Here is an 18,194-nt window from a genome sequence, read left to right as displayed (position 1 = left end):
GATGTAGATAGAAAACAGGGGCAAGATGCCCCCTATTTTGCCCGGAGTGCTTTCAGCTCTTCCTTCCCCCAGCCCTCAGCCTCCCGGCTGCGCTTTAGCAGGCTGTCGGGTAGCTGCGGCAGGCGTTCTTTGAGCGCGCTGAAGGCCCGCTCGAGGCTCGCCCGCCGCATTCCCAGGTCGAGGGCTACCCGGCTTCCGAACCGCCAGGCCGCCAGCCAGAAGGCCCAGGCGTTCTCCTGGGTGGGTTCTGCCCGGCAGAGCGGGCCACCCTCCGGGTCTCCGAGCAGCACGGCTTTGTCCGCCAGACCGAGCTGATCCAGATCGGCCCGCCACGCCTCCCACTTTTCCTCGGGGAGCCGCCGGGCCCGCCACAGGTAGAGCGGGGTGTCCGCCAGGTCGAACTGGCGGGCCACCTCCTCCCAGGAAACACCCGCCCGCACCGCTTCTTCCTGGAAGACACCCTCGATGACCAGGGCGTTTTCCTCCGTCTTCGCTCGTCCTTCCAGAACGCCCTGGGGCCGCTCGCCTTCATAGACGGGCAGCCGCACCGGCCTGGGGGTGAGCAGGCTCGCTTCCACGGTGGCCCGGTCGAGTTCCACCGTAAGACCTCGAGCCAACCACCCCTCGATCTGATCGCTGGTGAGGGTATTCGGAAACACCGCAACGCGCACTATGTTCCTCCTTTTTGGTAATATCTTACTGAGGGCTACCTGGTTCCTTTTCGGAAGGGTCAGGCAGGCGCTCAGTCTCAAGTCGAAAAGACGAGAGGCTGGGTTCGCGGCCTGCGCCTCTCGTCGGAAAGGAAACTATGGTTAAGGTTAGCACACTCAAAGGCTACGGTAAAGTCGAGATGGTGGTCAGGCGTATTGCAGAACGTGAAGGCTGGGAGATCATCCAGGTCAGGGGGGCACTGTTTGACGCCACCACCGCCGACCTCATGGAAGAACTCCCGTCCTACGTCGAGTGCGAGCAGGTTCGCCAGCACCTCCTCGAATCCGGGGATGAGGTACTCGTTCCCCTTCCTCGCGGCTGGTTGCTCGCTCGAGTGCGCTAAGACCCTAAGGCCCTCAGTCCTTTTTGCCTCTCAGAGACTATCCTTTTCTCTGAGGGGTTCCATTTTGCCCCCCTTCTTGCCCCCGCTCACTCCTCGCCATCCTGCTCCAGGGGCAAGATTTCACGCACTGCCCTCACCTCCAATCCCCCCTCCCGCACCATCTGGTCAAACCGCTTGGGGTAGGGGTGGTAGACCCGCACCTCTTCTGCTGTCCCCAGCTTCTTGCGCTCATACCAGCCCATCCGCCGCAGGGTGTTCCTGAGGCTCCGGGTGCTGTACGCCCGCAGGCTGGCGATCACCATCAGCCGCTCCCCATTGCGGCTCATAAAGGCGATCCTTCCCCTGGGGTTTCGCTCCAAAAAGCGCCACCCTTCCCGCTCCGCGATGCGGATCGCCCGGCGCAAAAGCACCGCATCGGCCACTGCGGTGGCCCTGGGGCTGTAGAAGCGGGTCATCGCCAGCACCTCTACCCGCCCCTTGGGGCCCACCACCACCGCCTTGCCCAGGACAGTGGGGATGATGCCCAGGTAGCGGCGTCGCACCAGGTCATAAAACGTGGCCCTGGGCATCCGCACCAGGGCCTCCTCTACCAGCATCGGCCCTCTCAGATGAAGGCTGCGAATGAAACGCTGATACCGCTCCGCAAGACTCATCGCCCCTCAAGCTCAATCCGCGTCCCGGCCATCACCGAGCGCTTCAACACAAGCTGCCGCCCGCTGCCGATCTCCACCAGCCCCCACTCCAGCGCAATCTCCCCGGCCCGGGCCCCCTCCAGCGTGATGAGGCCCGAGAGGGCCTCACCAGGGTTGATCAGGGTCTTCAAGGGCTCTCGCTTGAGGCTGTAGGAAAGTCGGTTGCCCCCCTGGGTGATCACCAGCCGCCCGGGGTCTGCCGCGAGGGTACGTGCGCCCCGGTTCTCCAGGGTAAAGAAGAGGGTGATGGTGCCCTTTCCATCCGAGGGCACCTGGGCGGTGGTGGTAAAGCGTACCTGGTCGGGACTCACCGGAGTTGTTTGCGTTTGCGGAGCAGGACTGCTCGCCTGGGGCTGCGGGCTTGTGGTTGGGGTGCTGCTCACCGGCGGGACGTAGGTGGAAGCCGGGGTCTGGGTTCTGGCCCGGCTAAGCTCAATCACGTACCGCCGTGGCCCCACCCCCGGCCCGATCTTCAGCGTAAACAGCAGCGTGCGCCCCGCCACCTCCACCACCAGGTCGGTCTGCCCGGCCTTCTGGGTGGCCGAGATGAGGATGCGCGGCCCGGCGCTCTCCACCCGCAAAAGCTCACCCTTGGCCGAGGCCAGGGTGCTCACGGTGTCCCAGAAGTCCATCACCGTGGTAAAGCCCGGCGAGACCTCGATGAGCCCCGGCACCCGCACCAGGTCGTCGGCATAGTAGGTCTTGAGCACCGACTGCCCCAGGGCCATCAGTGCAACCAGCAGCATGAACAGCAGGGTTAGTTTTTTGTAATAACTTATTGCCTTCATACAGGCATTATATGACAATAACCCGTTATCGAAAATGCTGGCGTACTCGGCTACGGAGAGGGAAGTACATCCTGAAGGGTTTACTGCTCGACCAGAAGAGCCAGATTCCCCGGAAGAAGGAGGCCAGGCCAGTTGCCAAGATTAGCATCAGGAATGCGAAGAACGCCTGCTTCGGCCCCTTTGCCATTTCCCAGGCAAGGAACAGTTCTAGCCCCCCCACTGCTAGCAGCGTCCAGAACTTCCACGGGGAGAAGCTGCCAAAAAGCGCCATGAAACGTAGAACCAGCGCCCCCATGAAGGCGATATAGGCAGCGCCCACCCCGCCCGGCTGGGAGAACCCGGCCCCTGCAAACATCACCATCTCGAGCAGGAACACCAGCCGCCAGCCCAAGGCCCTCCAAACAACCTGCCCGAAGTGGGGCCTGGGCGGAGCCCCTGGCGGCACCAGCTCCACCACAAAAGCAGGTGGAGCCTTCTCACGCCCTCCGATCACCTCCTCGCCCCGCAGGCGGTACCGCCCACCCTTGGGGCGGATGGAGGGCACCGGGGAGGTACGGTTTCGTAACCAACCCGCCACCTCCTTCACCTCGTCGTCGTCCAGCAGGCGCTTTCCCCGCAGGTACTCCTTGATGGCCCCCTCGTCCCGCAAGGCCAGAACACTGCCCACCCGCCCCTGGGGTTCCTTCAGGTTGGGGTTCAGCACCACCGGCAGGGCGGAGATCGCCCTCCCTGAGTCTTCCCAGACCCGCTTGGCCTCGGTATCAGCGATAAGGGGGAACTCCGCCACCACCAGTACCCCCGCTGGCCCCACATAGAAGGTGGCTGGCGTGTCGTCCAGAACAACCCGGCGCACGTGGTGCTCAGGCCTGGCCGTAGCAGACCGGGAAGGCCTGGTCGGGGCCGGATCGGGCTTGATCAGCAGCCGCACCACCTCTTTCACCTCGTCCGCTGACATAACCGCCTTGCCGTAGCAGGCTTTGCGCTCGAGGGCCTGTCCGTCTCGAACAGCCCGCACCCTGAGCCGGGAGAAACACGGGCGCAAGCGCTCTTCCAGCTCGAGGCGCACCTCCCTCCGCTTTCGCGCCTCTGCCGCCACCACCCACACCCCTGCCGGGCCTACCCAGAACTCATAGTCTTCCCCACGGGGCACAAGGCGGTAAACCGGGCCTGGAGCCTCCGGCGCGGTAGCGGCCATCCGGCGGTAGGCTGGGCCTGAATATGCCCGCGAGCCCAGCGCATACTCGAGCGCACCCACCGCCTTGCGTCCAGCCTGCTCGATCTGCTCCCGGGTAGGCATGGACATCCAGGCGGGCCGGTTGTGGATGACCCGGTTCCTCAGCCTCAAGAAGCTCTGCACCGCCCGCACCGCCTCCGGTGAAAGGCGGTGCTCCACCTGCACCAGCAGCTCGCCTGCACCCCTGGCCGGGCGGGTAGCCCCCAGGCGCTCGATCAATTGCTCCACCTGGTGGCCGTACTCAACCGTAATGGCATAGAGTTCGCGCATGTTGCTACGTTTATTTGATGGTTGCCCTACCTAGAAAGGCAGGTCATCTTCCTCTTCTATGAACTCTGCATGAGCTTCTTCTGCTGCCCGATCCGCCGCCCAGAAAGCCTCGTCGAAAGTATCGTAGCTTCCTATCACCGTCTCCACCCCTTCCTCGTCCCGGTGTACCGCCTGGAAGGTGTGGATATTCGGCTGGCGCACGAACCACACCCCCTTGCCTCGGTACGACTGGAAGACCTCTCGCTCAAACATCCCGTTCATCTTGATAATCAATGTCTACCTCCTTATCGCTCACCCCACGCGGCTGTCCCAGCCGCCAGGTGTAACAGACCCTCGAGCCGCTATCCTGGCTCTCGAACTGTACCCGGCTTCTCAGCAACCGCTCCTCGAAACGGCTCTCCGCCACCAGCTCCCAGAGCGTGCGAAAACCCTCCTGCTCCCGCACCCGTACCTCGCGCCAAACCTCTCCACCGGCCTCCACGGGCCTCGAGAGGAAAAGCTCCCTGTCGTGGTGGGCCTGCACCACAATGGCTCCCGGCGGCATCCGTAACGAGAGAGGCACGATCTTAGCTCGAGGCCGGATCAGCATAAAGTTTCCTCGGAAGAGGAATAACCCTCTGGCGCTTTGGGGAAGGCTCGAGCCACCGGCTCCACCCGGTCGGGCCACACCCCGAGCAGCTCCACCGTCCTCGCCTGGGGCCAGCCCGCCTCAAACCGCTCCAGCAACCCCCTCAACCAGCTCTCAAGCGTCCATCTTGGCATCCCAGGAAACCGCGCATGGGCTTCCAGTTCAGCCTCGCTCGGCACCAGCAGCGCCCAGTACACCACCTCCCCATCCACGATCAGCCGTAGCCTCCGGCATCCCAACCGCTGCACCTTCCTGGCAATGGCGGGCACCGCTCCTAATAACGCACCCCAAGGACTCCCCATACCTACCCCCAAATTAGTCCCAACATTCCCAACAGCCGGGTTCCCTAACCTCATCTTTCCCGTCCTGGACACACGTTTTCATTATCCCCCCAAACTCCCAACACTTGTGAAGGGAATCACAGCAAAAGCAGTTTGCCTCGTTTTGAACGGCATTTCTGCCCGTTGGGACAAAATTGCCGTTTTGACCCCTCCAAAAGCCGCTTTTCCCAACGCTTATTGTGCTGTCCTGCACACAAGAAACGCAATTTGTTGGGACTGTTGGGAGTCCTAGCAATAGGGGGCTCATATATCAGACCTGTACCTCATAGCCCGCTTCTTCCGAGGGACTGTTGGGAGAAAAATTACTCCCAACAGGCTGATTTTTCCCAACGGGTTTTTCCTCGTCAGGGACGTTGTTATTCGCCGTGTTGGGACTGTTGGGACTGTTAGCGAGGATACCCCCTGGGATGTGCAACACGTCGCGGGTCACGCCCTGTATCCGCACCCCCACCCCATAGCGCACCCGGCCACCCCGCTCCTGCGAGCGGATCAGGCCGCGCTCGCCCAATCGCTTCCACAGGGTGCGGGGCGTGGGCAGGGGCTCCCCGCTCTCCATCGCTAGGCGGTTGAGGGCGGCGTAGGCGGTGGTGGGCTCGAGGTAAATCCCCTGCTCGTCCACCCATCCCACCTGCGGCCCTTGTGGAGCCCACACGTTTGCGGTGGGCTGCCACAACCAGCCCCACCGCTCGGCGTCCAGTGGGGGCTCCTCGGCGTATAGCCGGTTGCCCAGGTGGGCCCGGCGGCTGCTGAACAGCCCCAACAACAGCGGGATGAACCGCTGGGTCGGGTCAGCGTCCTGCTGGTAGCCCGCCTGCATCCCGGCCACGGCCTGCAACACCCCGGTTATCTCGCTCTCCAGGGCGGCAGCCTGGGCCTCATCTATGAGACCGATCTCCGTCCAGTACGCCCGCACCACCTCCCACACCGCATGAAGCCGGGCCACCGCATCGGTGGTGCGCCCGTGCTCGGCAGGGTAAGCGGAACGACGCTCGGCAGCGCGTAGCCGCACCTGTTTGCGTACCCCCTCCAGCCGCCCCGCCAGCCAGCGCACCCAGGCGCTCAAGGCCAGGGACAGGCGATGCACCTCCCGCTGCATCCGGCTGAGCGCCTCAAGATTTACTTCTCCGGGGATCAGTTCCAGCACCAAACAGCGTGCCCTGACGCTGTGGCCTGGGGGTAAATCCTCCCCGGTGATGAGCAGGCTGCCCCTGGGGGCCCGCTCCGGCTGCATGGTGCCATCGGAGCGCATCCGGGCCCGCCCCACCCCGTTGCCCTGGTTGCGGAGGATTCGCGAGGCCTTGGCCTGCAACTCTTTCTGCTTGCCCTCATGCCCGGTAGGGGCGTAGTCGTCCACCAGCAAGAGCGCGTCCTTGGCTGCAAACGCCAAGGCTTCCAGCGCGTTGGCCGTCCCCTCCCAGTTGGTGGGCGGGTGGGGCTGGGTGTGCCCCCACAAGGCCTGCACCAGCATGGAGACGCTAGTCTTCCGGGCCCCGGTGTGTCCGGCCAGGTAGAGGCTACCCATCGGGTGCTCAATCACCGCACCCAGGGCATACAGCAGCAGCGGCCAGGTAACCCGACGGGGGGCCACCTCGAGCAGACCCACCAGGGTTTGCAGGGCCGCAAGCTCCGCCTTCCCCTCAGGGGGCTGGGGCAGGGCAAAGCCCGCGAGCTCCGGGGGCAGGTCAACCTCGAGGCCCCCCACGCTCCCGCCCGGCCCTATCCCGCCACCGGCGTGCAGATAGACCCACTCCGTCCCCCTCCGTATCCAGCCGGTATGGGCGTAGACCGTGGTCTGCTCTGGATCGCTCAAGTGCTGGATGGCCGCCCGCAGGTGGTCGCGGTTGCTCTGGCCGGGGGCCACGATAGCTCGGGCTCCCCACTCCCGGATGGGCCAGTTCATGGCCGCAAACTCACTCGAGCGCACCCGCACCCGTGGGAGGGGGCCGTCTGCGCCCTGGCCCTCAATCTCAAACAGCAGCTCGTCCTGCACCCCGTCCGTGCGCCGCACCTCGCGGCGGATGAGGCAGGCGAAATTAGACAGCGGCACGTACCTGACGGTCTGGTGCTCCCCCCGGCCCTCCAGCCGCGCCATCTCGATACGGCCCTGATGCACGCGGTAGCGGGGGTAGCCCGGTAGGATTTCCTCACTGGTCAGTTCTTGATATATTGTTTGTTGCAAGGAGAACCTCCTTTTTTTCATCCCACCCCGCCAGGTGGGGTGATTTTTTTAGCCCGTCAACTCCATCAGCCGCTCGGCCAGGGCAGGCTGCCCCCACCGTGCGGCGTACTCGCAAGCGTCCATACCACCTCCAAGCGACGCTAAGACAAAAATCGCAACTTTCTCACCCCCGCCCTCCTCACACCAGCGCCGCACAGCGTTGCGTCCACCCTCATCCTCATCGGCGTAGAGGTAGACCCGCCGCCCTTTGAGGTAGTTCCAGGGTACGGCCCCCTCCACCCCGGGCAGCCCCACCAGGTCGGCCTGTCCTTTGAGGGCAAACCAGCTCGTGATGGCGTTGAGTTCGCCCTCCATGACAATGACAGGCCGCTCAGGCCACCGGGCGAAACCAGGAGAGAACCAGGCCGGTGCACCCCGGCCTGGGGTGAGGTAGCGGTAGCGGAAGTCCTGGGGATTTTTGAGCCGGGCCTTGATGGCCTGCACCTCGCCCGTGGGCCCCAAAATGGGAATCACCAGGTCACCCTGGCGGCTCTTCCCCAACCCCACCCGCCGGGCCTGCTCGAGGGTGATCCCCCGCCCCGCTATGGCCGCCTCGTCAAGACGCTGCTGGGCTGCTGCCAGGGCCCGCTGCTCACACGGGGTCAGGCCCACGGAAGGGGAAGGCGCTGTGGATATGCTTCGCTGGCGGAAATATCGAGCCTCTGGCGGGGACACTTCGGCCCTGCTTTTGATGATTTCTGCTGCCGCCTCCTTGCTCATTCCAGCCCGGAGCAACAGGTGGAAGGCGTTGCCGCCCTCCCCGGTGGCGTGGTCCTTCCAGAACCAGATACCACGAGCCCTGAACAAAGAAAGCGAGGGGTGGGTATCCCCTCGCCACACCGCCCGGCATACCCCGGCTCGCCCCGGCCTGGCCCCGGCCTCCGGCCAGAGTTCGCACACCAGTGCAGGCAGGTCAATCTTTTCGATAGAGCACGTCAGGATGTCCCTCATCTTCCACCTCCTCCAGCTCGTGGACGAGCACCTCCAGGCTTTCTCCGCGCCAGACCTGCACCTCGAGCCAGGCCAGCCCCACAGACACCAGGAGCCGCCCGCCCATTTCCATGCCCAAAGCCTGACAGGCAAAGCGGGCCCTGCCGGCCATCTCCAGCACTTCCTGGAGTGCATCAGGGAGCAGGGACAGCGGGTGTACCGTGATCCCCATCCCTTCCAGATCGAAGGCGATCTCCGGCAGGGGCTTCGTGTTCGGCAGTAACGTCCGCATCTCCTGGGCAGAGCGCAGCAGCTCTGCGATTCTGCCCGCCGGGAGGCTCACCGCCAGGCGCTTGTGGCGGGGTGTCAGCAAGAACAAATCTCTCTCCATTTGCATCAAGTCGTGGTGCGCCCTGCGCACCCTGGTCATCTACTGACGCTAGCACGATTTCCAGCGCTCGCCGGACGAATGATGAGAAATCTTCGTTTTCGCTGTACTGACGCACTAATCGGACACGTCGTGGTCTAGGTGGCACTCGAACCCCTCCGCGATCTGTAACAGCAGCCTCTCCTCGCTAACGCCCAGCCGCGACGCCAGCACCCTCGCCAGCTTGTGACTGCAAACCAGCGAGGGCCGCCGTATCCTGCCTTGCTCGTACTTGGTCAGTAGCGACAACGTAATACCAGCTCCCATTGCCAGCGACTCCTGGCTCAAACCAGCACGCAGCCGCAGCCGACGGATGATGTTGGGTTGGCCCATGCCAGCATGGTAACATATTACTAACCTGCTAGCAATATATTACATGTAATAAACTACTGTATATGCCTAAGAAAAGTTTCCGTACAGCCCCCACAGAAATCCACACACCCCAGTGGGCCCGACTTCTGCAGGCCCGGCGTGAGAAACTGGGTTATTCCCGCGAAGGCCTGGCCCTGGCCGCCGGAGTTTCCCCTTCCCTTGTTGCCAAGCTCGAGCGAGGAGCCCACGACATTCGCGACATGAGCGTGGGGCGTTTACAGGCTCTGCTGCGCACCCTGCACCTGCCCTCGATTGAAGTGCTGCTCGGCGAGGGCGCAGCAGAAGAGTTTGCACCCTCTGCCCCTGGCGTTGTCGCCATACCCTACTACCCTGCCCTGGCCCCCGCTTGCGTGGGGGAGGAAGCGCCCAGCAGAAGCTACCTGGACACCCGCCTGCTTCCAACCCGCCCGGGCTACACCAGCTTCTTTCTGGCCTTGCTGGAGCGGGAGGCGCTGCGCTCAGAGGAGTTGCAGCTTAGCGAGGGCTCTGTACTGGTGGTCGAACGCAGAGCGGCTCTGGAACGGGGCGTTACCCTGCTCGGCTTTGTCGAGGAAATCCGCCGCCCCCTGATTTTCCGCCTCCCCTCCGAGGCCAGTCTGGTACGTCCGGTCGGGGGCACCGGGGCAACCTTCTGGCTTCTGCCCGACGGCTCACTCCAGACACCTGCGGGCCGGAAGGCCGCGTATGTTCCGGTGGGCATCGTTCATGGGGAGTTCCGCCGGCCATGAGGCAGTGCGCTATATATACCCGGGTATCCACCGAGGAGCAGGTTGAGCGCTACTCCCTCGAGGCTCAGAAGGAGGTGCTCACGCGCTGGGCTGAGGTACTGGGGTATGAGGTAGCGGCCACCTACACCGACCCTGGCTACTCAGGAGCCCAGGAGGATCGCCCTGCCCTGACCCGCCTGCTCGCGGACGCACAGGAGGGACGTTTTGCGGTGGTGCTGGTCTACCGGCTGGATCGGCTGGCCCGCAAGGTGCGTCTAGCCTACGACCTCATCGAGCGGTTGGAGCAGTGTGGCGTGGGCCTCATGAGCTACTCCGAGCCGAATATCAACACCACCACCTCCATCGGTAAGGCGGTGCTGGGAATCATGGCGGTCTTCGCCGAGTGGGAGCGGGACACCTTCGCCGAACGCAGCCGACTGGGCCTTCGCAAAGCCGCACAGAGCGGTCGGTATCTGGGAGGTATCGTGCCCTACGGCTACACCGTTGAGGACGGTCGCCTGACGCCCCAGCCCGAGGAGGGAGCGGTGGTGCGGCAGATATTTACCTGGGTTGCTGAACGGGGCTGGAGCACCGAGCGGGTTGCCCAGGAGCTCAACCGCCTGGGCGTACCTCCCAAGTACCGGCGTGAGGGGCGCGGGGTGCGGGGCAGACGCACCGCCGGGGTCTGGCGGGGAGGCGGGGTGCTGCGCATCCTCAAGAACCGCACGTATATCGGGGAGTACACCTACGGCAAGCGCACCCGCAAGCCTCAGCCCGATCTGGTGCCGGTAGCGGTACCGCCCCTGGTAGAACCCGCGCTTTTCCAGGCTGCCCAGGAGCAGCTAGCCCGAAACGCCCTGTTCGCCGCGCGTAACGCCCGCAGCGTGTACCTGCTCAAAGGGCTCATACGCTGCGGAGTCTGCGGGCGGGCATATGTGGGCTCAAGCGACTATTACGCCTGTGTGGGGCGTGTGAACCGCCAGGCTTCTCCCATCCCCTCCATGCGCTGTACCGCTCCTCATGTGCGCCGGGCAGAGCTTGAGGAGAGCATCTGGCAGGACATCCGCACCTTCCTTCTGAACCCTGGTGAGGCTTTGCAGGCTTTTGTGAATGAGGAATCCCCGGAAAGGAATGAGGTCTCCTTGCTGGAAAAACGCCTGCAGGCCCTCATCGAAGCCCGCGCACGTCTGCTAGACCTCTTCCTTGAAGGAGGTATAGATAAACAGACCTACTACGCCCGCATCGAGGATCTGGAAGCCCGTATACAAGAAGTGCAGGCGAGCTTGGAGGCAGCGCGGGAGCGCTCCATCGCCGAGCGTCAGCGTAAGGAAGCCCTCCACTCCCTGGAGAGTCTCTCGGCCCGACTACGCGACCGGATAGATCGCCTTACCCCGGAAGAGAAGCAGGCGGTAGCAAGGGAACTGGTGGAGAAGGTGACGGTAAGGCCAGGTGAGGGAGAGGTTGAGATAGAGGTGCGTTACAGGTTTGGGCAGATTGCACCTCACACGGGCAGGCGTGTGCAGGGCAATCGGGGTATTCAAGGTAACTTGACCTACTTTCTTCCTCGCAAGAAGCCGGGGCCGTCGGGGAAAGGAGAAGTTCGGGTTGCCCTGATTGAGGAGCACCGCCGGACAGGGGCCAGCGCCCGCAGCCTGGCCCGGAAGTATGGGGTGAGCAACGGGACAGCCTGGAGGTGGGTGTATGGGAAGCGTGTTCGTCCGAAACGGGAGCCTGACCCCCGCTACCCGTATCCCCTCCCCGATGCGCTGTGGCAGCGGTTGGAGCCGCTGTTTGAACCCCAAGCCAGAGGAGCCCCACCCCGCTACGCCAGGCGCTCCCTCGTGGAGGCCATCTTCCTGGTGCTGCGGGAGGGGCGGCCCTGGAAGAGCCTGCCGTCCAGCTACCCGCCGGGGAAGATGGTCTACTGGCACTATCAGAACTGGGTCAGCCAGGGGGTGTGGGCGGAGGTGGAGGCGCTGGTTTCGGCAGGCGAGCTGGATTCCAGTCCAGGAGCCTGCTAGCCTTGGTACGTGCGAGGAGCTTATCTATGGAACTGCTGGAGGCCAGGCGCGCACAGCGCTTCACCCTGAGCGAGGCTGCCGAGCTGCTGAGGGAGCCGGTAGAGCGGGTTTCCCTGGAGCTGGTCAAGCGATGGCCGCAGGCCGACCCCCAGCTTGTCACTGGAGCCCAGCTGGAGGCCTGGAAGGGGCTGCGGTGGTTCCTGTACGCCTGCTTCAGCCTGGCCGAGTTGGCCGGGCTAAGCCGGGCTGGATACCGCCCGCCCGAGCTCTTCGAGGCCGCCTATGCCAAAGCCGTCCTGGCCAGCCTGCGCAACGAAGCCCTGGAGGAACTTGATTTCGGTCTGTCGCCAACATCCAGCCTGCTGGAAAGCCTGGAGGAGCGCCTTAGCGGACGCTGGCAGAAGATAGCCCAGCAGCTGATCGAAGCCAGAGACCGTCTGCGGGAGTGCCACCGCTTTCTTCGGGGTGGCTCGGCGCAGTTGGACGAGGCAGCCAGGTGGCTAGGGACGCTGAGCACCTTCCTGGAAAGCAGCCGGGGGGAGTGGCCGGCTACGGTGAGCGAGGACATCGCCCGCTGCACCCAGAGGGTACTTTCAAGGCTGTTCTACCTGAGGGTACAGCTGGAAACCTCGGAAGAGGAACTCGAGGCAATGGGCTGGCGCACGGACTGGACAGAAGCCGACACCCGCGAGGAGTTGCTCGAAGCCCTGCGGGAGCTGGGGGTCTTGGTGGGTAGGCTGCGGCGGGAGCTGGTGCGGCACTGCCGGGTTGCCCTCTGACGCCGGGGGCCGCGCCTCAGCGCTCACAGGCCACCCCGTCCCCATCCCGATCCAGTCCTGGGCGGTACCCCGGCTGGCCCCGGTAGAGGGGCGCGGCTCCGGCAGCTCGGGCCTCGGCGCAGCTGCGATAGTAAACGCTGCTTGGTGGGGTAGCTGGACTTCTTGGCGCTCCGGCGCTGGGCGGGTTAGCCGGGTTGCGGCGGTACTCCCAGGGCGGTGTGAAACGCCCTTGCCAGATGCCCCGTTTCAGAGCCTGGGCCTGGCGCTGGGCGTCAAGGTAGACACTCCCTCCGTACCTGACGTAAGCGAGGGCCCAGCCCTGTTCCACCAGCCAGCGGTTGATCTCTATTCCACCCACGTAGCACACCGCCACCATCCGTCCGTAGCGGTCGGTGTCCCGCCGCTCGCAACGCACGGTGCGCTGCCCTAGGAAATCCGCCAGGGCGAAAGCGGCGCGGCGTCCACACGGCCAGGCCTTCCCCGAAGCGTCCAGGCAGGTTTGTGAGGACTCCACCGCGTCTATGCCCCACAGCCGGATGCGAACACCCTGCACCTCCAGGGTGTCCCCGTCTATCACGCTGGCACGACCTGTTAGGGTCTGCTGAGCCTGGGCCAGGCTCAGCAGGGTCAAAAGAGCAACAAAAAGTCGTAACATGATAGATAATCCTAATCAATGGCAACGCTAACGGATGAACAAAAAGCGGTCGTGGAAGCCGCAAAGACTGGTAATCATCTCAAGGTGGTGGCCTTCGCCGGGGCGGGCAAGACTTTCACCCTGGTAGAAGTCGCCAAAGCGCTGGCAGGCAAGCGCATCCTCTACCTGACGTTTAGCAAGGCTCTGGCAGAAGAGGCTAAGGAGAAGTTCGGCGACCTGGCCGACGCGATGACCAACCACGCCCTAGCCTACCAGAAGACGGGCAAGCCGTTTGATGAGAAGAATCGCTTGAGGGGAAGTCTCTTCCAGGCCCGCCGCCTGCTGGCTGAGGACATGCCCGGCCTCGATGACCTTCGGGAGTGGGGCTTCCGCGACCGGGAAGAGGCCCTGTTCCCGGTGCTTGAGACCGTGAACCGCTTTACCCAGTCGGAGGCTGAAACTGTCAAAGCGGAACACATCCCTGACATCCTACGCCTGGAGATCGAGGCAGCAGGCAAGAGATTTGATGACTTTGCGGCCTGCCTGGTGCCCCTGGCCCAGCGGGCGTGGGAGCTTTTATCAGACACAGAGGCCAGCTATCCGGTCAGCCACGATGTCTACCTCAAGCTCTACCAGCTCACCCGCCCCCAGCTCCCCTACGACGTGATCCTCTTCGATGAGGCCCAGGATGCCAACCCCGCGATGCTTGGCATCCTGCTGCCCCAGGCCGCACAGCGCATCTTCGTAGGTGACCCCCACCAGCAGATCTACGCCTGGCGCGGTGCGGTGAACGCCATGGAACGCCTCGACGGGCAGGAGCTCCTCCTCTCCCAGTCTTTTCGCTTCAAGGAACACATTGCAGATGAGGCCAGCGAACTGCTCCGCCTCTTCAAAGGGGAGGAGCGCCAGGTGCGCGGCAACCCCAAGCCGAAACAGGACGGATCTACTGCCATCCTCAGCCGCACCAACGCCGGGGCGCTCCGGGAGGTGCTGGCGCTGCTGGAGCAGGGCAAAAAAGTAGCTCTGGTGAACAAGATTGAGGAGCTCACCGATGCCCTGGAAGCCGCCTACCGCCTTTACCAGGGGCAGAAACCCCGCCACCCTGAGTTCTCGCTCTTTAGCAGCTGGAAACAACTGAAGCACCTCATTGAGCGCTTTCCCACCATTGCCGCACAGTACCGGCCCTACGAGCGCCTTGTCGAGGAGTACAAAGACAGCATTCCCAAGGTGTGCCGTACCTTGCGCAACAGTTTGGTGGACGAGGAACATGCTGAGGTGGTGGTCTCCACCGCTCACCGCTCCAAGGGCCGCGAGTGGGATCGGGTGACTCTGGCAGAAGACTTCACGGGGGTGACCTTAGCCCAGGAGAACCCCACACATCGGTGTGTGAAGCTGTACCCAGAGGAGGCCAACCTGACCTATGTGGCCTTCACACGCGCCCGCGATACCCTGGTCAAGGGGGCCTTCGCAGAGGCCCTTGAACGACAAAAAGATCTCGCCAGGGAGCTCAAAGCTGGCAAGCGTCAGCTCTGTACACCAGAGATTGAGGCGCAAGCGCGCAAGACCGATCCACGTACCCCAGGTCTTTTGGGTCGATTCTGGAAGAGGCTATTTGGTGGCTAAATAACTCGAGCCCTGCTTCACCAGCAACCCCAGCCGCTCCAGCCGCCGGAGCCTGTCGCTGGCGGAACTCTTGGCGATTCCAAGCGCCCGGCTGACGCTCGAAGGGCCCACCGGCCCTGCTGCCGCCAGGCGCAGCACCTCCTGGTCAACCGCGGATAGGGGGAAATCCTGCCCTGAGGTAGCCTCGTGCCCTTCCTGGGTGGGTAAGGTCACCGGCCTGACCTCAGGGTGTTCCTCGTAAACGGTCTGTCTCGGTAAGGGCTCACCAGAGCTCTGTTTCGACACCGCCCGAACTTCCTGCCTCACCTGGCTAATCCGGGTCTCCACAGCCTCGGCGGAAACAAACGCCAGCGTTTGCTCGGGGAATGCGCCGTGCAGGGCTGCTTCCGCACGAACAGGCTGTGCGGTGGTTTCTCCACTAAGCCGCCCAGTCCGGGCCTCATACATGCTGGAGAAGTTGCCCCAGAAGACTACGAAGGCCCCGATCAAGCTGCCCCAAAAAGCCCAGGGGGAGTGAATGACCACATTGGCAAAGCTCATATAAAAGGTCGCAACCTCTACCGCAAGGGCCAGCGCCCACGAGGCCCGCACCCCCCGGGCCTCATAGCCCTGGTAGTAGTGGCGCAGGTGCGAGTACGAGGAGGCCAGGGCCAGGGCGTACACCAGAACTCCGAAGCCAGCACCCACCACACCGATCAAATCTCCACGGAGGAAGAAATCCCCCACCACCCGGCCCGTAACAAGTCCAACCACCGGCAGGGCCAGCGCCGCGATTAGGGAGAGCAGAACTGTGTTCCAACGCATAGCAACATATTACATGGCAAGAGGAACACGTTATCGTTTTCACGCCTTTCCGAAACTCACAAGGGGCCTATTGCTAAAACTCCCAACAGTCCCAACAGTCCCAACAGCGCTGTCCAGGACGCAATAAACCTGTTGGGAATTCTTATTTTTTGCTGAACTTAATTCCCAACATTCCCAACAAACCCTTCCTTTTCCGAGGAAGTTATAGGGGTTTCCGGTCGCTTCTTGCCCTACACTGAATAACCAAAGGTGACAAACGGGGGCAAGATTTCGCACCATCTCCCTTATGGAAAAGAGGGGCGTGGGGGAGCTATAAAACCCATCCCCTTCGGGGATGGTCGCCTCGCCGTGGCGAGGCGAGGACTCTCCTAGGTGCCCCACAGGGGCACATAGCATGGTGAGCGGCAGATGTGCTAAAATTGCGCCTGGAAACAAAAGTTTCCGGGGTTCTTGCCGCCCCGCCTTGGCGGGGCGGGGGTATGGGGTTCCGTCCACGAAGCGCTGGGCGGGTAAAACCTGTAGCGTAGACCTCGGACGTGTGCGGCGAAAACCAAGCCGTGCATCAACGTCCAAACTACCGTGGGGCACACGGGAAGTCACGCTTGGGGAGAGGGTGTAAAACCTACGCACTGTGGGCAGTCCTCGTTGAACCAAGAATCCCACCGGCTTTATTCGTGGGAGCGTCAAATAACTATGGCTACCGTGGTAACTCAGCATCAAGGACTGGTGGAATACCTGCGCGAGCAGGGATATGCGGTGGACGAGGTAAAAAAGCACGTGCATTCCGTCGAGGAGATTCAGGGGCGGGACGTGGTGGGGGTACTCCCCCCCCATCTGGCCGCCGAAGCGAACTCGGTCACCACGGTCAACCTGCGCCTCTCCCGCGAGGACTTTGGCCGCGAACTCTCACTGGAGGAGGTGCGTGAGCGGGTGATCAGCACGGAGGTCTACCGGGTATACCGGGAGGAGGACTTCCAGGCCCGCATGGAACGCATCGAGCGCGACCTAGGGGTGGCGCTGCCGGAGCGTTACTTCAGCAAGGGTGAGGGCGAACCGGTGGTGGTGACCAACCAGCCGGACACCGCCCGCTATCTCAAGGACGCCGGTTACGCACCGCAGGACGCGGTGGTGGTGGAGCAGGCCCGCATCGAGGACGTGCGCGGCAAAGAAGTCATCGGTACCGTACCGCTCTACCTGGCCGCGGAGGCCGAGCGGGTGCAGAGCGTGCAGTTCAACCTGACCGAGGAGGAGCGCGCTGCCAAGGTGCGCCTCAACTACGAGATGATGATGGAACGTCAGCCCAGCGTGGAGACCTTCCGGGTCTTCTCCGAGCAGCAGCTCGAGCGGGCTTTGGATCGGGTGGCCGAGCAGGCTGGGGTGAGCCGCGAAGAGGTGCAGCGCTTCATGGAAAAGGGCGGCCCGGAACGGGACTACGGGCGCTCCCAGGCGGTAGAGGGGTACGAACTCGAGCGGGGGCGGTAGATGAACCACGGCCACACGCATACCCTCGGGGTGGATCTGGGGCTGTACAAAAGCTACCTGGCCATCGTCACGCCGGGCCAACCGGCCCGGGTGGTGGAGGTGGTGGGGGCGGCTGCTGGCGGCCTACCCCATCGCCCTGGCGGTGGTGGAGGGGCTCACCCGGCGGCCCCTCAAGGGGCGCATGGACTCGGAGAGCTTCCGGGCCCTGCGGCGGCTGGGGCACCGGGTGAGCGGGGGGATGGCCCTGGTGGGGGCCGCTTGAGGATTGCACAGAGGGTGGGGCGCCCCGCCTGCACAGCGAGGAGAGAGCGATGGAAACGACCATCCACGCGGAGCTTCGGGCCCGGCGGGTCTTCGTCACCCGCCGGGGAGCACGTAGGGCAAAGGACATGGGAGAACTCCAGCGCGACCTGGAAGAGATCGCGCGGATGCTGGAGAAAAGCCCGGGGGAGGCCCGGGTGTGGCTCGCGCACCTGGACTACCTGGGGGAGGCCGAGCCCCCCTGGGGGGATTTTCAGGTCAGCGAGACCATCGTAGCGGCGGCGGTGCGCTGGCCCTACCGGGGGGTGCGGTTGCGCCGGGAGGGAGACCGGCTGCTGGCCCAAGGAGCCCCCCGGGAAGAGGTCGAGCCGGTAGCGGATTTGTTGCTGGCGGTTTTGCAAAACGGCGAGAACCTCCTCGCCGCCGAAGTCCTGGCCTGCTTGCAGCCGAAGCCGGGGGTGGAGGCCTAGGGTTTCCCGGTGCGCTTCCTTCGCCGCCACAGCGTGACGCGGCTGGGACAAGCCGGATTGCGCAGCGGTCGGCCAAACTCGGCGGGTCGGTGGGGGGCCCGGATCCCGTGCCGGGACATGTAGTTGTACAGCGTGCTCTCGGGCACGTCGTGGAGCCGGGCCACCGCCTTCACCGTGCCCAGCCGCCGCAGCTCGCGCCGCAGCCAGCTGTGGTCGTGCCAGGGCAGATTGCGCTGCCCCTGGCGGCTGGCTCTGGATTGGCTCATCGAACCTCTTTCACGGCGTGCGCTTTGCATGTCTACATCAATCTATTCCACTCAGTAGTAGATTGCAACAAGCCGCGCAGGGGCCTCCCCGCAGGCCGGGGGAGGGGCGGCGGCCTTCATCCGTGAAAGGTTTCTTTCACAGATGAAGTGCTACGCTGAGGCCACCGTGAAGGAGATCGCCCACCCCGCCTTC

Annotated in this window: 21 protein-coding genes; 7 read left to right on the top strand and 14 right to left on the bottom strand. The window is 63.8% G+C overall.

Features of this window, described 5'->3' with window-relative positions; genetic code table 11:
• Positions 1-32: 32 nt before the first annotated feature.
• Complete coding sequence (locus Mlute_RS00430) at positions 33-671, bottom strand: hypothetical protein (protein WP_119358807.1); 639 nt, start codon at positions 669-671, stop codon at positions 33-35.
• A 137-nt stretch (positions 672-808) separates the two neighbouring features.
• Here Mlute_RS00430 and Mlute_RS00425 point away from each other — a divergent pair, with 137 nt between their 5' ends.
• Positions 809-1,054 (top strand): hypothetical protein, encoded by a 246-nt coding sequence (locus tag Mlute_RS00425; RefSeq protein ID WP_119358806.1) that lies wholly within the window; start codon positions 809-811, stop codon positions 1,052-1,054.
• 86 nt (positions 1,055-1,140) lie between these two features.
• Here Mlute_RS00425 and Mlute_RS00420 read toward each other — a convergent pair whose 3' ends face one another.
• The 10 genes from Mlute_RS00420 to Mlute_RS00375 all read right to left on the bottom strand — a co-directional run bounded on the left by Mlute_RS00420 (position 1,141) and on the right by Mlute_RS00375 (position 8,915).
• Positions 1,141-1,707, bottom strand: a complete 567-nt coding sequence (locus Mlute_RS00420; protein WP_245958785.1) for a hypothetical protein — start codon at positions 1,705-1,707, stop codon at positions 1,141-1,143.
• Entirely contained in the window at positions 1,704-2,534 is an 831-nt protein-coding gene (locus Mlute_RS00415; RefSeq protein WP_119358804.1) for a RodZ family helix-turn-helix domain-containing protein, read from the bottom strand. The genes Mlute_RS00420 and Mlute_RS00415 overlap by 4 nt, the downstream gene beginning before the upstream one ends.
• 25 nt (positions 2,535-2,559) lie before the next feature.
• The gene (locus Mlute_RS00410; RefSeq protein WP_119358803.1) at positions 2,560-4,038 is read right to left on the bottom strand and encodes a hypothetical protein; all 1,479 of its coding nucleotides are present in this window, start codon (positions 4,036-4,038) and stop codon (positions 2,560-2,562) included.
• A 30-nt stretch (positions 4,039-4,068) separates the two neighbouring features.
• Positions 4,069-4,299 (bottom strand): hypothetical protein, encoded by a 231-nt coding sequence (locus tag Mlute_RS00405; protein WP_245958784.1) that lies wholly within the window; start codon positions 4,297-4,299, stop codon positions 4,069-4,071.
• The gene (locus Mlute_RS00400; RefSeq protein ID WP_245958783.1) at positions 4,283-4,600 is read right to left on the bottom strand and encodes a hypothetical protein; all 318 of its coding nucleotides are present in this window, start codon (positions 4,598-4,600) and stop codon (positions 4,283-4,285) included. Before Mlute_RS00400 ends, Mlute_RS00405 begins: the two co-directional genes overlap by 17 nt.
• A 20-nt stretch (positions 4,601-4,620) precedes the next feature.
• Entirely contained in the window at positions 4,621-4,935 is a 315-nt protein-coding gene (locus Mlute_RS00395; protein ID WP_245958782.1) for a hypothetical protein, read from the bottom strand.
• Between the two features lie 322 nt (positions 4,936-5,257).
• Complete coding sequence (locus Mlute_RS00390) at positions 5,258-7,186, bottom strand: DUF927 domain-containing protein (RefSeq protein ID WP_245958781.1); 1,929 nt, start codon at positions 7,184-7,186, stop codon at positions 5,258-5,260.
• A gap of 48 nt (positions 7,187-7,234) precedes the next feature.
• Positions 7,235-8,176, bottom strand: coding sequence for a toprim domain-containing protein (locus Mlute_RS00385; RefSeq protein WP_119358799.1), 942 nt, complete (start codon positions 8,174-8,176; stop codon positions 7,235-7,237).
• Positions 8,139-8,585 carry a hypothetical protein gene (locus Mlute_RS00380; RefSeq protein ID WP_245958780.1) on the bottom strand — a complete coding sequence of 149 codons (447 nt, stop codon included), beginning with the start codon at positions 8,583-8,585 and terminating at the stop codon, positions 8,139-8,141. Before Mlute_RS00380 ends, Mlute_RS00385 begins: the two co-directional genes overlap by 38 nt.
• A gap of 75 nt (positions 8,586-8,660) precedes the next feature.
• Complete coding sequence (locus Mlute_RS00375; RefSeq protein WP_119358798.1) at positions 8,661-8,915, bottom strand: helix-turn-helix domain-containing protein; 255 nt, start codon at positions 8,913-8,915, stop codon at positions 8,661-8,663.
• 62 nt (positions 8,916-8,977) lie between these two features.
• Here Mlute_RS00375 and Mlute_RS00370 point away from each other — a divergent pair, with 62 nt between their 5' ends.
• From Mlute_RS00370 to Mlute_RS00360, 3 genes are read left to right on the top strand one after another with little or no spacing between them, the layout of a single operon-like run.
• Positions 8,978-9,682, top strand: coding sequence for a helix-turn-helix domain-containing protein (locus Mlute_RS00370; RefSeq protein WP_119358797.1), 705 nt, complete (start codon positions 8,978-8,980; stop codon positions 9,680-9,682).
• Positions 9,679-11,682 carry a recombinase family protein gene (locus Mlute_RS00365; RefSeq protein WP_119358796.1) on the top strand — a complete coding sequence of 668 codons (2,004 nt, stop codon included), beginning with the start codon at positions 9,679-9,681 and terminating at the stop codon, positions 11,680-11,682. Before Mlute_RS00370 ends, Mlute_RS00365 begins: the two co-directional genes overlap by 4 nt.
• A gap of 26 nt (positions 11,683-11,708) precedes the next feature.
• Entirely contained in the window at positions 11,709-12,461 is a 753-nt protein-coding gene (locus Mlute_RS00360) for a hypothetical protein (protein ID WP_119358795.1), read from the top strand.
• A gap of 16 nt (positions 12,462-12,477) precedes the next feature.
• Here Mlute_RS00360 and Mlute_RS00355 read toward each other — a convergent pair whose 3' ends face one another.
• Complete coding sequence (locus Mlute_RS00355) at positions 12,478-13,116, bottom strand: excalibur calcium-binding domain-containing protein (RefSeq protein ID WP_119358794.1); 639 nt, start codon at positions 13,114-13,116, stop codon at positions 12,478-12,480.
• Positions 13,117-13,134: 18 nt separating this feature from the next.
• Between Mlute_RS00355 and Mlute_RS00350 the strand changes: the two genes are divergently transcribed.
• A complete protein-coding gene (locus Mlute_RS00350; RefSeq protein ID WP_119358793.1) occupies positions 13,135-14,718 on the top strand; it encodes a UvrD-helicase domain-containing protein in 1,584 nt (527 codons plus the stop codon).
• On the opposite strand, the gene Mlute_RS00345 is transcribed toward Mlute_RS00350, so the two are convergent.
• On the bottom strand, positions 14,704-15,522 hold the full coding sequence (locus Mlute_RS00345; protein WP_119358792.1) for a helix-turn-helix domain-containing protein: 819 nt from the start codon (positions 15,520-15,522) through the stop codon (positions 14,704-14,706). The genes Mlute_RS00350 and Mlute_RS00345 overlap by 15 nt on opposite strands.
• 693 nt (positions 15,523-16,215) lie before the next feature.
• On the opposite strand from Mlute_RS00345, the gene Mlute_RS00340 reads away from it, so the two are divergent.
• Positions 16,216-17,004 (top strand): CRISPR-associated protein Csx16, encoded by a 789-nt coding sequence (locus Mlute_RS00340; RefSeq protein ID WP_119358791.1) that lies wholly within the window; start codon positions 16,216-16,218, stop codon positions 17,002-17,004.
• 311 nt (positions 17,005-17,315) lie between these two features.
• A complete protein-coding gene (locus Mlute_RS00335) occupies positions 17,316-17,735 on the top strand; it encodes a hypothetical protein (RefSeq protein WP_119358790.1) in 420 nt (139 codons plus the stop codon).
• Here the strand turns inward: Mlute_RS00335 and Mlute_RS00330 are convergent.
• Positions 17,732-18,001, bottom strand: coding sequence for a hypothetical protein (locus Mlute_RS00330; RefSeq protein WP_119358789.1), 270 nt, complete (start codon positions 17,999-18,001; stop codon positions 17,732-17,734). The genes Mlute_RS00335 and Mlute_RS00330 overlap by 4 nt on opposite strands.
• Between the last annotated feature and the right edge of the window lie 193 nt (positions 18,002-18,194).

The organism is Meiothermus luteus, from assembly GCF_003574085.1.
GTDB lineage: Bacteria > Deinococcota > Deinococci > Deinococcales > Thermaceae > Meiothermus > Meiothermus luteus.
The sequence above is the reverse complement of the archived record's forward strand: the minus strand, read 5'-3'. Positions and strand labels throughout refer to the sequence as shown.

Bases quoted from the DNA above. Each gene is read 5' to 3' on its own strand.
- Mlute_RS00420 (WP_245958785.1), bottom strand. From the start codon at position 1,707: ATGAGTCTTGCGGAGCGGTATCAGCGTTTCATTCGCAGCCTTCATCTG.
- Mlute_RS00380 (WP_245958780.1), bottom strand. From the start codon at position 8,585: ATGACCAGGGTGCGCAGGGCGCACCACGACTTGATGCAAATGGAGAGA.
- Mlute_RS00375 (WP_119358798.1), bottom strand. From the start codon at position 8,915: ATGGGCCAACCCAACATCATCCGTCGGCTGCGGCTGCGTGCTGGTTTG.
- Mlute_RS00350 (WP_119358793.1), top strand. From the start codon at position 13,135: ATGGCAACGCTAACGGATGAACAAAAAGCGGTCGTGGAAGCCGCAAAG.
- Mlute_RS00330 (WP_119358789.1), bottom strand. From the start codon at position 18,001: ATGAGCCAATCCAGAGCCAGCCGCCAGGGGCAGCGCAATCTGCCCTGG.
- Mlute_RS00425 (WP_119358806.1), top strand. From the start codon at position 809: ATGGTTAAGGTTAGCACACTCAAAGGCTACGGTAAAGTCGAGATGGTG.
- Mlute_RS00340 (WP_119358791.1), top strand. From the start codon at position 16,216: ATGGCTACCGTGGTAACTCAGCATCAAGGACTGGTGGAATACCTGCGC.
- Mlute_RS00335 (WP_119358790.1), top strand. From the start codon at position 17,316: ATGGAAACGACCATCCACGCGGAGCTTCGGGCCCGGCGGGTCTTCGTC.
- Mlute_RS00370 (WP_119358797.1), top strand. From the start codon at position 8,978: ATGCCTAAGAAAAGTTTCCGTACAGCCCCCACAGAAATCCACACACCC.
- Mlute_RS00410 (WP_119358803.1), bottom strand. From the start codon at position 4,038: ATGCGCGAACTCTATGCCATTACGGTTGAGTACGGCCACCAGGTGGAG.
- Mlute_RS00365 (WP_119358796.1), top strand. From the start codon at position 9,679: ATGAGGCAGTGCGCTATATATACCCGGGTATCCACCGAGGAGCAGGTT.
- Mlute_RS00345 (WP_119358792.1), bottom strand. From the start codon at position 15,522: ATGCGTTGGAACACAGTTCTGCTCTCCCTAATCGCGGCGCTGGCCCTG.
- Mlute_RS00415 (WP_119358804.1), bottom strand. From the start codon at position 2,534: ATGAAGGCAATAAGTTATTACAAAAAACTAACCCTGCTGTTCATGCTG.
- Mlute_RS00385 (WP_119358799.1), bottom strand. From the start codon at position 8,176: ATGAGGGACATCCTGACGTGCTCTATCGAAAAGATTGACCTGCCTGCA.
- Mlute_RS00360 (WP_119358795.1), top strand. From the start codon at position 11,709: ATGGAACTGCTGGAGGCCAGGCGCGCACAGCGCTTCACCCTGAGCGAG.
- Mlute_RS00355 (WP_119358794.1), bottom strand. From the start codon at position 13,116: ATGTTACGACTTTTTGTTGCTCTTTTGACCCTGCTGAGCCTGGCCCAG.
- Mlute_RS00405 (WP_245958784.1), bottom strand. From the start codon at position 4,299: ATGAACGGGATGTTTGAGCGAGAGGTCTTCCAGTCGTACCGAGGCAAG.